12 protein-coding genes are annotated in these 15425 nt (G+C 34.6%); all 12 read left to right on the top strand.

All coding sequences use genetic code 11. The features are described from left to right. The first annotated feature begins 3 nt into the window (after positions 1-3). On the top strand, positions 4-366 hold the full coding sequence (locus tag MED134_RS00390) for a hypothetical protein (RefSeq protein ID WP_021779378.1): 363 nt from the start codon (positions 4-6) through the stop codon (positions 364-366). Between the two features lie 71 nt (positions 367-437). Further along, positions 438-2927: an N-6 DNA methylase gene (locus MED134_RS00385; RefSeq protein WP_158407692.1), complete on the top strand. Its 2490-nt coding sequence runs from the start codon at positions 438-440 to the stop codon at positions 2925-2927. After that, positions 2920-3801: a hypothetical protein gene (locus MED134_RS00380; RefSeq protein ID WP_021779380.1), complete on the top strand. Its 882-nt coding sequence runs from the start codon at positions 2920-2922 to the stop codon at positions 3799-3801. The genes MED134_RS00385 and MED134_RS00380 overlap by 8 nt, the downstream gene beginning before the upstream one ends. Before the next feature lie 86 nt (positions 3802-3887). After that, positions 3888-5522 carry a class I SAM-dependent DNA methyltransferase gene (locus MED134_RS00375; RefSeq protein WP_021779381.1) on the top strand — a complete coding sequence of 545 codons (1635 nt, stop codon included), beginning with the start codon at positions 3888-3890 and terminating at the stop codon, positions 5520-5522. Next, entirely contained in the window at positions 5522-6709 is a 1188-nt protein-coding gene (locus tag MED134_RS14615; RefSeq protein WP_021779382.1) for a restriction endonuclease subunit S, read from the top strand. Before MED134_RS00375 ends, MED134_RS14615 begins: the two co-directional genes overlap by 1 nt. A 10-nt stretch (positions 6710-6719) precedes the next feature. Continuing rightward, complete coding sequence (locus MED134_RS00365) at positions 6720-7277, top strand: hypothetical protein (RefSeq protein ID WP_021779383.1); 558 nt, start codon at positions 6720-6722, stop codon at positions 7275-7277. 2 nt (positions 7278-7279) lie between these two features. Then, a complete protein-coding gene (locus tag MED134_RS00360) occupies positions 7280-7798 on the top strand; it encodes a hypothetical protein (RefSeq protein ID WP_021779384.1) in 519 nt (172 codons plus the stop codon). 2 nt (positions 7799-7800) lie between these two features. Continuing rightward, on the top strand, positions 7801-8445 hold the full coding sequence (locus MED134_RS00355; RefSeq protein ID WP_021779385.1) for a hypothetical protein: 645 nt from the start codon (positions 7801-7803) through the stop codon (positions 8443-8445). 2 nt (positions 8446-8447) lie between these two features. Then, positions 8448-9146 (top strand): DUF1643 domain-containing protein, encoded by a 699-nt coding sequence (locus tag MED134_RS14610; RefSeq protein WP_021779386.1) that lies wholly within the window; start codon positions 8448-8450, stop codon positions 9144-9146. Positions 9147-9237: 91 nt separating this feature from the next. Then, positions 9238-11034, top strand: a complete 1797-nt coding sequence (locus MED134_RS00345; protein ID WP_021779387.1) for an ATP-dependent nuclease — start codon at positions 9238-9240, stop codon at positions 11032-11034. A gap of 56 nt (positions 11035-11090) precedes the next feature. Then, positions 11091-11507 (top strand): hypothetical protein, encoded by a 417-nt coding sequence (locus MED134_RS00340; protein WP_021779388.1) that lies wholly within the window; start codon positions 11091-11093, stop codon positions 11505-11507. A gap of 240 nt (positions 11508-11747) precedes the next feature. Then, positions 11748-15254, top strand: coding sequence for a DEAD/DEAH box helicase family protein (locus tag MED134_RS00335; protein WP_021779389.1), 3507 nt, complete (start codon positions 11748-11750; stop codon positions 15252-15254). Positions 15255-15425: the final 171 nt, after the last annotated feature.

The raw sequence follows: 15425 nt of genomic DNA, 5'->3' as shown, positions 1-15425 counted from the left end.
CCTATGAAACATATCAAACGTACAACTTCCTTACTCCATAATGTATTAGCTGCCATTCAAAACTTTGACTCCTACAACCTCAATACCCTTTTAGACAATACAAAGACGTATCAAGATGTGTCATTACTTGAATTTACAGAAATTCTACAATCAAAATTTCAGGTTTTCAAAGATGCTGGAGATAAAGAACTTCTATTAAGTTCTGACATTTGTAATGGTTGCAAGTGCAAAGAGCCTGTTTTCTTATTTACTGGAGACTATTCTCAAAAAACACTCGCCCTCTATTTTGAATTTAAAGGCGATGATATTATAGATATTTTTGAGTGTACCTGGTATGGAGAGATGACATTTATAGATAGTTTTTAAAGTATGCAAATTCAATGCACACTTAAATAATACTTTTACCAATAGAAACAAACTTTAGAATGACTAATACGATGCAAAAAGAAAATATAGACTTATACTGGCGCTTAATCCAAGAGGAATTTAAAACGTTTGGCATCTCAATTGAAAGCTTTGATGCATTTCTCTATTTACTTGCATTGTCATATTTTAATAAAACGAATACTCATTTAGAAAAGACTAATCTTTTACCAAATTCAAACGGCTTGTTTGGTGGTCTTGCAAAAGGTTTATTAAAATTAACTGAAGATAAAGACGATAAGTACATTATCGAAGAAACTAATTCTGTATTTAATGACATTATAAAAAGATGGCCGGCAGCTTTTCTTGAAAATTTAAAGCTAAACTTTTTAAGTTCATATGCTTTAAAAACAGATTATAATATTGGGAAAGAAAATTTTCCGCTCTTTTTTGAAATTCTCTTAAAAAGGTACCTCGAAACGCAAGGTAGGAATGCAGGCCTCACTATACTTCCTGAAGAAATATCAAAGTTTATTTGTGACATTACGGCGACTAGCTCCGAACAGGTAATTTATAATCCATTTGCAGGTTTAGCATCTTTTGGAATGTATAGTAATGAAAATAGTGTTTATGTTGGTGAAGAGTTAGATGAGAGAATTGCAGCACTTGCAAATTGTAGACTTTGGCTGCGTAAAAATAAAATGCACAAAGCAGTCTACTCCGGAGATAGTTTTGATTCAAAACTAGAGTTTAATAAAAAAGTTGATTTGTTTGTAGCCTCTCCTCCCTTCGGGCTCAGAATATCAAATTTTGAAGATAAATTAATAGCCCATTCTCTTAAATCAACCTCAGGTAAAGGGAAAATTCTATTACTTATACCAAATACTTTCCTCATAAGCGAGCGAAAAGATCATAAGGAGCTTAGAAAAAAACTGATTGATGATGATTTAGTTGATATGGTTATATCATTTCCAGGAGGTTTACTTCCTAATAGTGGAATAGCGTTCTCTATATTAATACTTAATAAAAGTAAAAAGGTTCCTAAAGATGTCACCTTTGTAAAAGCGGATGCATTTGTCAAGTCTAATAGGAGACAAAAGATACTTGTTTCTTCAGATTTGAAGGCTGCAATTCTTGAGGATGTCAACTCAGAATCGATTAAACGGGTTTCCATTTCAGATATTAAAGGTACTCAACTACACCCCAATCTTTATTTCACAAAAGATTTTAAGGGAGAACTGTTAGGGACTATTCTAAAGTCACTAAATCCAAAAAGAATTTATAAAAAGGAAAATATTACTGGTAAATATTTCCAATTTGGATCTGATCAAAAAGTCGAGTCTAGCTTAATTGTAGACATCTCTAAAATAGAATCTGTAAAAATTCCAAAGTCTGCAGTTGAGATATCTCAAACTTGCCTAATAATAATCAACAGAGGTAGTGATCTAAAAGTCGCGCTATTTGAATATGCAGGAGTACCAATCTATGTTAGTCAATTATCGAATTTTTTCATACCAAATCCAGAGTATAATGAAGATATTAGCCTAGAATATATAAGCTACACATTGCTAAGTGATACTGTACAGGAGCAACTAAAGCTTTATAATAGTATGAGTTCAGTTTTTATAATGAACAAAAACGATATTCAAAAAATCAGAATTGAGATCCCTTCATTCAAAGAGCAGTTAGAGAAGTTAAATTTCCTAAGAGATACACATTATAATTTTCAATTAAACAAGCGAGAGTTTGATAAACTAATTGCTAAAACAAAAGATGAAGCGTTACGTAATTATCAGTCTTTAAATCATTCGCTTAGACAATATTTAAATAATCTCAAATCAAATGCTGCTGGTACTAAATCATTTCTCTTGAAGAATGAAGGGAAAGCCCTTGATCTGGATATAATCTATAGTAAAAACCTTAATATAACCTTTAGGGAACATCTTGAGCATATGAATGCAAGTATAGAATCAATGAATACATTACTAAAATCATTAGATAATGAAAAAAAGCAAGTTAAAGTTGAAAAAATGTCGCTAGACAAATTAGTGTCGTCTGCTCTTAGGCGTTTTAATAGTCTTGACAACTTCAAGTTTAGCAAGACATATAAGGATGAATCCTCATTTGTTACAGAAAAGGGCTATTTTAATGCAGAGATCGAAATGAACAAAGAAGACTTTCTTATTGTTTTTTCTAACATCATTAACAATGCTTATCACGGCTTTACTGATCCATCAAAGGAGTATGTGATTGCCACGTCTATAATGAATGATTTTGAAAAAGGGGAGCTTATTCTTGAAATCTCAAACAACGGTGACCCTATGCCTGAGGGCTTTACGTATAATAAGTTAATTACAAGAGGTGAAAAGAGTTCACGGAGTTCAGGTACTGGTATTGGCGGGTCTGATATTAAACAGGTATTAGAAAAACATAATGCCTACTTCGAAATAATTAGTGATCCCGAAGATGCATTCCCTATAAAATACATCTTACATTTCCCCGCGGTAAATAGTGCCACTTTTGACAAAATAACTGAACAACTAAAAAATAATAGCAATGATTAGTGTATTATGGATAGATGACCAGTGGAAAGATCAGCAAGATTTTATAGGTTATGCAGAACAAAGAGATATAAACATTGACGCTGTAGATAATAGCATAGATGGGATAGCTATGTTAAAAGCTAACAGTAGTAAATACCACGCAGTAATTCTAGACGCAAAAGTTAAACTTAAGGAGGATTCTTTAGATACCAATCTAGAGGGCCTTAAAAAGTCTCGCGATTATTTAATAGAATTAAATGTAAACTCATATTTACCATTTTATATTTTTACAGGACAACCAGACTATGTCGATAGCGAGCTATTTGAGCAGTCCTTTGGAGAATATTTCATTAAAGGTGATGGAAATGAAAAACTTTTAGAATCAATAATTAAAGACGCGGGCAAACAAAAAGAAATGCAAGCGAGGACTTTGTATAACGAGGCTTTTAAAATTTTCGATTTTGGAATCATTGATTCACAATACAAACATTTACTTGTAGATATCATTTCTTGTCTTATGGAACGTGATTATCGCAAAAAGAACATTCCAGTTATTAGAGATCTATTTGAGGCTATTCTAAAATCACTAAACAAACCGTATCAAATAATACCAGATGCATTAATTAAAAATGATGGAGCTCCAAATCTTGCACATTGTGTACGTTTCTTAGAGGGGCTGAATACAACCGCACTTGATGGTACTGAACATAGCTACGATAAAGAAATACCGAGAGCGATTAAAGGTTCATTGAGAAAACTGAAGGAAAGCACCAGCGAATATTCTCATTTAAATGAAAATGACATACTTAAATATGAGTTTTTATCTAATGCGCATACAATGCTTGAATTACTCGTTTTCTTACCTAAGTTTATAAAAAAGGAATACTTGGATTAATGAACCTGAAAATATGTTTATTTAATTGTATCTAACCATTCCCCTTTTCGCGAAAGCATAAAAACAAAAAACACAACCCACAATAAATGATCACAACCACACATAAATCAAAAGTAGATGCCATATGGGGCACTTTCTGGAACGGAGGTATCTCAAATACATTACAAATTGTAGAGCAACTCTCCTACCTCATATTTATTAAAAACCTTGATGAAGTAGAAACTCGTAGCGAACTCAAAAAGCAGCGTACCGGTGTAGACTTCACTCCAATTTTTAATGAAGAACAACAACAGTTTCGCTGGAAGAATATCAAGGAGATGGATGTAAACACTCGCCATATGCTCTTTGCAGATACCGTGTCCGGTATCTTCCCCTTCTTACGTAATCTTGGTGTGGAGACCAGTGCCTTTGCAAAGCATATGCGTAACGCCAGCTATGGGATGAAAGCCCAAGTGCTAGATAGTGTGATTGAGCAGCTGGACCAGCTAGATATGGATGAGCAAGATGCAAAGGGTGACATCTTTGAGTATATGCTCTCTAAGATGGAAGGCGGTGGTACCTCTGGGCAGTTTCGTACACCTAGACACATCATACGGTTAATGGTAGAATTAATGCAACCTACACTAGAAGATACCATCTGTGACCCCAGTGCGGGTACTGCAGGCTTCCTTGTAGGAGCAAAAGAATATATAGACACCCATTATGATGTGATGGAGCGCGAGGCTGCAAAGGAGCACATAGACACGATGATGTTTAACGGGATGGAATTTGACGCCACGATGTTACGTATTGCCTCTATGAACCTCTTTTTACACGGTGTAGAAGCGCCTAATATTATAGATGTAGATGCCGTCTCTAAGGATAATGACATTGCAGATGCCTACACACTTGTACTTGCAAACCCACCTTTTAAAGGAACCATAGATAAAGAGAGTATTGCCAGCGACCTTAAGACGGTTACAAGCACATCTAAGACAGAGTTACTCTTTCTTGCCCTAATGTTACGCCAAATGAAAATGGGTGGCCGTGCGGCGGTAATTGTGCCAGATGGAGTCCTCTTTGGTAGTAGTAAAGCACATAAGAGCATACGTGAGGAGATCGTGGCAAACCATAAACTAGAAGCAGTGATCTCTATGCCTAGTGGAGTGTTTAAACCCTATGCGGGAGTAAGTACTGCCATTATGATTTTTACAAAAACAGGTTCTGGAGGTACAGACCACGTATGGTTTTATGATATGCTGGCAGATGGTAAGTCACTAGATGACAAGCGTAACCTACTAGTAGATGCAGAGACTTTTGACGCTTTTTCTTTTGGTGACGCTTTCACGAAAGTGACCTCAGAAGAACTTAAAACCCTACACGACAACTTTAACCTCCCACAAATACTAGATCACTACAAATACCTTAAAAGTGACTACTTTGAGAAAATGCATACTGCCGAAGGAGAGTTATTGCAAGTAAAAGACACTCCTGAAAACCTAGGATTTAGCAACTTTCTAGACGGCACCTGCACCCATAACTATGCAGACCGTACCTCACAATCATTTTTAGTACCGCTAGCCGAAATAAAAGAGAATGACTGGGATCTTTCTATTAATCGTTACAAGGAAATTGTGTATGAGGAGGTGGAGTATGATGCGCCTACTGAGATAATTGGAAGGATAAACAAATTGTCGGAAGAAAGAATTGATCTTATGCAACAGCTAGCACAGAATTGGTAATGAAACAAAAAACTCAAACATTAACTACTGTTTGCGCTATCAAAAATGGTTTTGCATTCAAGAGTAAAGACTACCTAACCAAGGGAATACCATTATTACGTATATCGAATTTTAATGATGGAGAAGTATATATTAACGATAATCAAATATATGTTGATGCTAAATATCTAAAATCAAAAAATGATTTTATTGTTGAAAAAGGGGATGTACTTATTGCATTATCAGGTGCTACAACTGGCAAATACGGTATATATAATTTTGACTTCCCAAGTCTCTTAAATCAACGTATCGGACTAATTAAAAGTGGAGAATCAGATACGTTGAATAGTCGATATTTTTATTATTACCTAAATATTTTAAAAAGTGAAATTCTAAGAAATGCGGGAGGGGCTGCACAACCAAATATAAGCACAAAGAAAATTGGAACATTCGAAATCCCTCTCCCACCCCTAGAAACTCAAAAGCGCATTGCTCAGATTCTTGATGATGCCGCTGCCTTGAGAGATACCACGGCACAACTCCTTAAAGAGTATGACCTGCTCGCGCAATCTATTTTTCTGGAGATGTTTGGGGATCCTGTGATGAATCCTAAGGAATGGATAAAAACGAGATTCGCTAATTTAGTATCAAGTAATTGCCCATTAACATATGGAATTGTCCAGCCAGGGGATGAATATGAAAACGGAATCCCTTGCGTTCGACCTGTGGATTTAACAAGTCAATATATCTCAGTTGATAATTTGAAAAAGATTGATCCTGCAATCTCTAACAAGTTTTCACGAACAATTTTAGAAGGTGGAGAAATATTATTATCGGTCAGGGGTAGCGTCGGTGTAATTTCAATAGCCGATGATAGTCTTAAAGGGGCCAATGTAACTAGAGGAATTGTACCAATTTGGTTTGACAAAAAAATTTCTAATAGACTTTACTTTTATTATTTATATAAGACAAAAAGAATCCAAAATCAAATTAAGAGACTCTCTAAAGGTGCAACACTTGTTCAAATTAATTTAAAAGATTTGAGAGAATTAAAGATAATACAACCACCTATTGAATTACAAAATCAATTCGCAAATAAAATAGCGCTAATCGAGCAACAAAAAGCACTTGCCAAACAAGAGCTTCAAGAAAGTGAAGATTTGTTTAATTGCTTGTTGCAAAAGGCTTTTAAGGGGGAGTTGGTGTAAAATAAATAATATGATTTTTGAATTTCCTGAAGTAACTGATTTTTTTAAGAGGGATTATTTTGAAGAAGAAGATCTTCAGAATCTTAAACTTAAAATATCTGAGCTATATCCAACTAAACAACAAAGAAAGGCTGCCATTTCTGCAATTAATCTAAAATTAGTTCATTATAAATTAGGTGGTGTAAGCAATTTAAAGAAAAAGGAACCACAATTCCTTGTCAGTTCATCACACAAAAAGAGTGTAATTCAAAATTTTCTTTATTTGACAGTAAATAAACCTTTAATAAAACTAGCAGCCGCTTTAAATGTTTCTAATGATTTTTTAATCAAAACCTTTGAACTATCGTCAGATGTCAATTTAAAAAAGATAATGTTTACAATGGATAATTGGAACGCCCATAAAGCAACCTTGATCCCAATACTAAAGGGCGTAGAAAGACAGTCTAAACCAACTAAACTTAATCGCGTAAAGCCCAGCCAGATGAAATATGAAAGTAGTGCTGGTGTTTATGATGCAGTAAAGAAAAATGGAGGTGTAGGAAGAGTAATATACATTCGAAAAAAGTAAATATGATTCAAGAAATTATCATATCGGTTTTAGTAACCACTATTATATGTGCAATAGTAGCTTATGGCCTTTATAGAGGTCATAACAAGCGACAGCTGTTACTTATAAATAAAACAAATCTAAAACTAGAGAATTTAACTCAAAGTCATAATTCTAGGTTACGAGAAGAATATCAAAAAGGATATAACGATGCACTTAAGCATAAAGAGTTTACCGTTCAAGTATATCCTTGGAGTGAAGAAATAGACGCTAATACATTTTGGAAAAATAAGAAATCTATTTCCATAGGTTATAAATATCAAATTTTCTCAAATGGCATCCCCCTGTTTTCTCCTCAGATTATTGAAACCGAAAAGTTAACTGTAGATAAGGTAAATAAGGAAAATATTGAAAAAGCCTTTGAAAATTTGGAGTCTATAATGAGTAAAATACCTACAGCCCAAGCTATGGCTCTCAATATTCTAGGGAGCACCAAGAAGCTGTCAAGCTCGTTAATAAACAAGGTGAAAAGTAAAAAGTAAATATGAAGCAAGTTAAAATCATATCATCCTTAGACATCAATGCGGGGAAAGTAACTACAATACTAGGTGATGAGTATATCCCTATATTCTTAAAGCAAGGTGATGTAGATGGAGCTTGCGGTCCTTACTGTGTCTTTATGGCCTTATTAATCTCTGGCGAGATATCAAGAGAAGATATAGATGACCTCTGGAATATAAAACTAAGTACTCGCCTAGGAAAGCTTGTAAAAGGTATGCGTGATCACGATACATTATTTCGATCTGGAACCCACATTACAGAACTTAATACGTTATTAAACAACTCTTTTGGCAAGGTTATAAAAACAGATGAAAATCTAAATAGTGGTAAATCGCTTATTCCATTTATAATTGAGGGCTTACAAAAAGATGCCCCAATAGTTGTTGGTGTAAAAAATAGAGATATGGGACACTGGCTTCTAGCTGTAGGATACGAAGAAGTGAATGATAAAATTAGCAAAATATTTTTCTTAGATCCCTCTGGAGTAAATACTTCAAATTACTGGAACGCAGCGATAGATATTATTGACCCTCAATCTGGAATCTATCCCTACGCTTGGATAGACCATAATGAAGACACTAATGAGTTTATCCAACTTGATGAGGCATTATTGATTCAAAAATTATAATTATGCTATCAAAGAGTGAAAAAGAAGAGATTGAATATCTCAAAAAAGAAATTGCAGGTCTTGAGTTTAAAAAAAGGCTAGCAGAGGCAAAAATAAATACAATCAAATCTAGAGTATTAACTCAAAACAGTTCTCTCCCAAAGTATATATGCGAACCACAAGATGACATTTACAAACGTTTTTTACTATCAAAAAAAGGAAAAAATAATCTAGTGGTGATATGTTTAAATCCTAACACCGCAAATCAATTTGAACTAGATGGCACTTCACAAAACATAGATACTATTGCAGCAGCAAATGGTTATGATGGCTGGGTTTTGTTTAATCTTTCTCCAGAACGCGCTTCCAATCCAAGCTTATTGAGTGATACCTTGAGAGACGGAGATATAGCGAGCACTGCAAATTTATTACGAGGCGTTGTAGATAGTAAGGTCATTAAAGCTAATAATGTTTTAGTCGCTTGGGGTAACACTGTAGATTGGTCATTCCCTTACCTAAAAAAGTCTATAGTAATTATAGGGGAGCAACTAAAATTATTAGATGTAAACTACTGGTGTATAGATATCACAAAATCCGAAAATCCCCTGCACCCCTCTCAACAAGCGCTTATGACAAAAGGATTAACAGCGAGTAAAGTAAAGCTGAAAACTTTTGACTTCTTGAGGTATCATAAAGAGATGAAAAGAGTGACTAAATTCTAATTATAAAAAATTCTTAGGGAATTTAATAAAAATTTAAGCTATGCAGAATCACTGCACAGTTTGGTTCTTTCTTTGTTGAAAATTAAAAACTATGAGATTACACAGAATTAAAATTCAGGGATTTAGAAGATTAAAAGATGTTGACATAACTTTTGGAGATGCAACATTCCTTATTGGTCATAACAATGTTGGAAAGAGTTCTGTTTTAAAAGCTATAGGTATATTGTTATCCGGGAGTAAAACTCTTGATAGCTCTGAATATTATTCAGAGCTTGATGAAGAGTCTGGGGAATCTATTCCAATTGCAAAAAAAATTGTTTTAGAAGCAGAGTTCAGAAATGTACCAATAGAAGCAAAAACTTGGAGAGGTTTTAAAGGGAGGATATTAAATTATGAGAGTGAAGATGAAACTGGGCTTTCACTAGTCTACAAAAGAACATATCCAATTGGTGGTACGGCTATACCGGAACTACAAACTAAAGTACGAACTCTTAAGGAAGAATTTAAAAAATGTGTAACATGGCAAGATTATATTGATGTCGGAGTTCCACAGGAAGTTGTTGAAGGAGAATCTGATGATTTAACCAAAAAAGTCGGTAAATCTGCCAAAGCGCTTAAGTCTCTTGAAAACTTTGATGAAATATGGGATGTTTCAAACGAACTAGCTTGGGTGACTAATCCTGGTGGGATTATGCCTATTGTAATAAATAAATTGCCTAGATATTTACTGATTCCTATTGATACATCTATAGCCGAGCTTCAAGGTTCGGGAACAGGAGTTTTGAGTAAAACACTTAAATCACTATTTGACACCGTGCGTGACAAATCTGATAATTTTCTAGAAGCACAAAAGCATCTAAAATTATTATCTGATGAAATGGATCCAAATGATGAAGGCTCGGAATTCGGAAAAATGATGATTGAACTCAATAGTGTTCTATCGAGTGTTTTTCCTGATACAGCGCTTCACGCGAGTACTGACCTTAGTAATCCGATTTCGTCCATAAGACCAACATTTAATGTTGAGATGTCTAGTAATATTAGAACGTCGATAGAAAATCAAGGAACTGGAATGGTTAGAGCTGCAGTCTTTGGGATGCTTAGATTTAGACAACAATGGCTATCTAGACACGAAGACGCCCAAGATCGTTCGCTTATTATATGTTTTGAAGAACCTGAAATATATCTACACCCTAGCGCAGCAAACCAAATGAGAGATGCCATTTATGAATTGAGTGATTCTAATTCTCAAATTATTGCTTCTACTCATTCGCCTTACCTTATTGATATAGCTAGAAAGCCAAAGCAGGTCCTTAATAGACTTTCGCTTGTTGATGAATCTGTAAACAACACCCCATTTTCAGTTAGTGAGGGGTTTAAAAAGTTACAAGATGACGATAAAACGTATGTCAAAATGTTACTAAAAATAGATGACTACATCTCTAGAGTTTTCTATACCGAAACTGTGGTCATCGTTGAGGGAGATACAGAAGATATTATTTTGAGGGAATCACTAGATTGTCTTCCAAAGGAGGTTAAACATAGAATTACTTCGAACTTTGAAATAGTTAAAGCTAGAGGAAAAGCCACAATTATCGGTTTAGTAAAATACCTTATATCAATGGGTATACATCCCATTGTAATTCACGATAGAGATAAGGGAACCCCTGGCGCAGAAAAATTTAACAACCCTATTTTAGAGGCTACTCAAGGATATGGAAAGGTGATAATATTAGAAGAAAACATCGAAGATGTTTTAGATTATAAAGCAAATAGCGAGAAGCCATTTAAGGCTTATGAATATGTTTCTAAATGGGAAACCAAATGGGAAAATATACCTCAAAACTGGAAAAATATATTACTAGATGTGTTTGAAGGTTATATCTAAAATATGATATGTGTGTTAACTTTAATCATTCGCAATCTATAATGTAACTAATAGCTATGACAATTTATAACCCTTCAGAAAAAATGCCATATGGTAAAAATAAAGGTGTGGAACTAAAGGAAATCTATAAATACCAACCTAGCTACATAGAATGGGCAATTATAAATATAGATGACTTCTGTATAGAAATAGACGCCTTTGAAAGCTTAGGTAGTGTTACAACAATAAATTACCATCCAAAGCATTTTGATCTTTCAAGAATAAAACCTATCGACCAATCAAATTTGACTCCCGAAAACTTAGATTATATCCTTAATGAAAGAAACGCTATGAACGCTCATATGGATGTTGAAACAATAAAAGAGTTTGTATTAAATAATCCTTTAAGTATTGAAAAACTGGATGATTTTAAATTTCCAGAACACATAAGAGCGATTAATGCTTACAAGATTTTTTTAGCTACAAAAAAGTGATTTTTATTATAAGATTTTGCCCAGTATTAAAAATCCAATAATAATCTACAGAAGGTATTGCTATGTGCCACCAGATTGAGAACACCTATAAAAGAAACATAAAAATCCTGCTGAACTACATTCACTTACTACGGGAATCCTCAAAAAAATTATAAAATATAATTCTAGATTTATACATTTCTATAATTATAGAATTTACCTACAAAAAATACCGATATTTGAGAAACTAACAAACTGATTATGAGTTCAAACTTTTCTTTTATTGAGGCCGTAGATCGTGAAATTTATGACAGATGTCTCACAGCAGAGCGCACTGCATATACAGATCCTCGTACTTCGTTGGCTCATTCTCGTATGGCTCTAGAACTTGCTGTCTATTGGATTTACAACGAAGACCCCAATCTGACACTACCCTATCGCCCGGATCTTAATCTATTAATGAAAGAGAGAGGGTTTCGATCGCAATTCAACAACAACTTTTATTCCCAAATCGACAGTATACGAATCGTAGGAAACTTTGCTATTCATAATCGTAAGGTTTCAGAAGAAGATTCTTTAAAAATTATAGACCATTTATATTATTTCTTGCGCTGGATGGCTAGTGGATATAAAGAAGTCCCAGTCGCGGGGTTAGGTATTTTTGAATATGACTTAATTCCTAAAGAAGGTGCAGATGCAATTTCGCGCAAGCGTATAGAAGAACAACAAAAGATGTTTTATCAAGAGATTGATAAAATACAGGATAAAATAAATGCAAAAGATGAGGCCTTTGCTGAGAAGGTCAAAGAAAATGAAATCCTTAGACTTCAATATGAAGAACTTAAAAAGTCACAAGCTCTTACTAAGAAAGTAGCTACGCAAGAGATTGAAAAAGTTAACCCTACAACAGAAGCAGACACTAGGAAATTCTTTATTGATGTTTTATTGAGAGAAGCTGGATGGGATATAGATGCACCTAATGTAAAAGAATTTGAAGTAAGAGGAATGCCTCTTACAGATAATCCTAGTGGTCTAGGCTATGCAGATTATGTATTGTGGGATGATAACGGAAAACCACTGGCGGTAGTTGAAGCAAAAAAAACACTTATAAGTGCCACTCAAGGAGAAAATCAAGCTGAGCTGTATGCAGATTGTCTTGAGGAAATGTATGGACAGAGACCTGTTATCTATTATACTAATGGTTTTGAGACCTATCTACTTGACGACTGTTTTTATAAATCTGCAAGAGAGGTATTTGGATTTTATACTAAAAAGGAACTCCAGACCATTATCTGGAGGCGAGAGAATAGACAAGATATACGCGCGATGCCTATTGATATGGCAATCACAGACAGACCTTATCAAATGCGAGCTATACGATCTGTTGCAGAGCACTGGGCAGGAAGTGATACCCGCACAGGGCAACTTATAGGAACAAATAGACGTGCGCTTCTAGTACTAGCAACTGGCACAGGAAAAACAAGAACTGCCATTAGTCTTTCTAAAATATTACTTGAAGCAAACTGGGCAAAAAGAATACTCTTTCTTGCAGATCGCATAAGCTTAGTAAAGCAAGCAAAGCGAAACTTTGTTAATCTCCTACCCGATCACTCTACAGTAAATCTTATAGAGACAAAAGATGATACAAATGCACGAATTGTATTCTCGACATATAAGACCTTAATGGGTCTCATAGACTCTAGTCGTAGCGAGGATGGACGTTTTTACGGTGTAGGCCACTTTGACCTTATCATTGTAGATGAGGCGCACAGAAGTATCTATAATAAGTATCAGACCATTTTTGAATATTTTGATGGCTTGTTTTTGGGTCTTACTGCAACACCTAAAGGTTCTATAGATCATAATACATATGATGTTTTTGGGCTCGCAAAAGATAATCCTACAGATGCGTATGATTTTGACGAGGCAGTCGCACAAAAATTTCTAAGCCCTTACAAAGTTCACGACGTACCGGTAAAATTTTTACGTAAGGGTATAAAATATAGCGAGCTAAGTGAGGAGGATAAATTGAAGTTTGAAGATGAATTTTTAGAAGGACGCAAAGCTTCTGGAGATGAGCACATACAAAAGACTGAACTAGGCAAGTGGTTATTTAACAAGCCTACAGCAATCAAGGCATTATCCTACTTTTTGAAACACGGAATTAAGGTAAATGGCGGTGATGAGATAGGTAAAACCATAATTTTTGCCAGAACACAAAAACACGCAGAGTTTTTAAGAGACGTTCTCCTAGAAATGGATAGGGAGCAGTTTGGAAATAAGTATGTGAAAGTTATTACTAACCAAACGCCCAAAGCCCAAACATTTATTGAGCGATTTTGTGAAGATAAGAAGGACTTACTGCCACAGATAGCCATATCTGTAGATATGATGGACACAGGTATTGATGCCCCTAAGGTGGTAAATCTGATTTTTTATAAACCTGTAAAATCATATTCTAAATTTTGGCAGATGATTGGTCGTGGCTCACGTTTAAGTCCAGATCTTTTTGGACCTGGTGAAGACAAAAAGGAATTTCTCATTTTTGATTTATGTCAAAACTTTGAATTCTTTGAAGAAAATCCTGAAGGCATAGAATCAAATGTTCAAATAGGAATTACTGAAAAAGTATTAAGACTCAAGTTACATCTTGCTCAGTATTTAAAAGAACCACAGTTTGAAGAGAAACCAGAATATATAACCTACAGAACTAACCTACTAGATGAGCTATTTCAAGAAGTTGTTCTGCTAGATAAAACTAGGTTTGATGTCCGTATGAAAATAAAACAAGTCACTGATTATGGAGACGGTAAGAGAGCACTCTGGGATCATTTAGACAACAAGGATATAACAGAAATACAAGATATTCTTTTCCCCTTAGTAAAACCGCGTAAAGAGGAAACTGCTCTTGCAAAGTTTTACGATAGACTATTATATACTTTAATGATTAAGCGTCTTGAAAACCAAGACGATTCTAGTTTTGTAGCTGGTTTCAGTAATCAAATAATGAGGGTAAGTTCGCTTTCGCGAAAGCTACTTAAAAAAACTACCATCCCAGCAGTAAAAGATAGAATGGAAGTCATTAAGTTACCGCTTGAAAAACATTTCTGGCTTAATCCTGGAATTAATCACCTCGAGCATTTACGTAAAGGTCTACGGGACTTGATAAAATATATTGACAAGGAGGACCAACCATATGTCACAACAAATTTTGAAGATGAGCTAGACGAATCAAAAGTGATTATAAGAGAGCCTAAAGGTTTTAGTACTGCTAGTGCAGGAAATACTGGCACTAACGAGCCTAAGTATGCTAATAATTACTATAGATTAGAAGAAATCATACGTGAGAACAAAGATCACTTGGTTATACGCCGTATTCATAATGGAGAGCAAATCACAAAAGCAGAATTAAATTCATTAGAGGAGCTATTATTCTCATCTGTAGATAAAGAAGCTCTTGAAAAAGATTTAGGCCATCCGATTAACCTCGTTGAAACCATTTTAGTACTAGTCGGTCTATCTCAAGCTAAGGTTGATAAAGCATTTGCAGACTTTATAAATAAATACAAGCTCGACTCCAAGCAAATACGATTTCTAGACACTATTAAAAGTTTTCTTACTTCTAAAGGTAAAATTGATCCAGCAAAACTCTATGAATCACCCTTTGCAGGTTACCACCCAAAAGCTATTGATGGTGTTTTTAGCAAAACTCAAACAGACCGCATTTTTGAAATAATTGGGGATATTAATTCTGGGAATGCTAGTTGAAAGTAAAATATACCAATTATACAATTTATAAATTATGAGTGCAGACTTTAATTATAAAAAACATGTACCTGAAATTATAAAATCCCCAGATGGAAATAAAAGGATAAGATGTCGGGGATGTAAAATTCAAGTTTACGCGGCTGCTGAATAAAAGTTTAGTAATCCTTTAAC

Origin of the sequence: Dokdonia sp. MED134, assembly GCF_000152925.2 — a bacterium.
Classification (GTDB): Bacteria; Bacteroidota; Bacteroidia; order Flavobacteriales; family Flavobacteriaceae; genus Dokdonia.
This window is presented reverse-complemented; position numbering and strand designations above follow the sequence as displayed.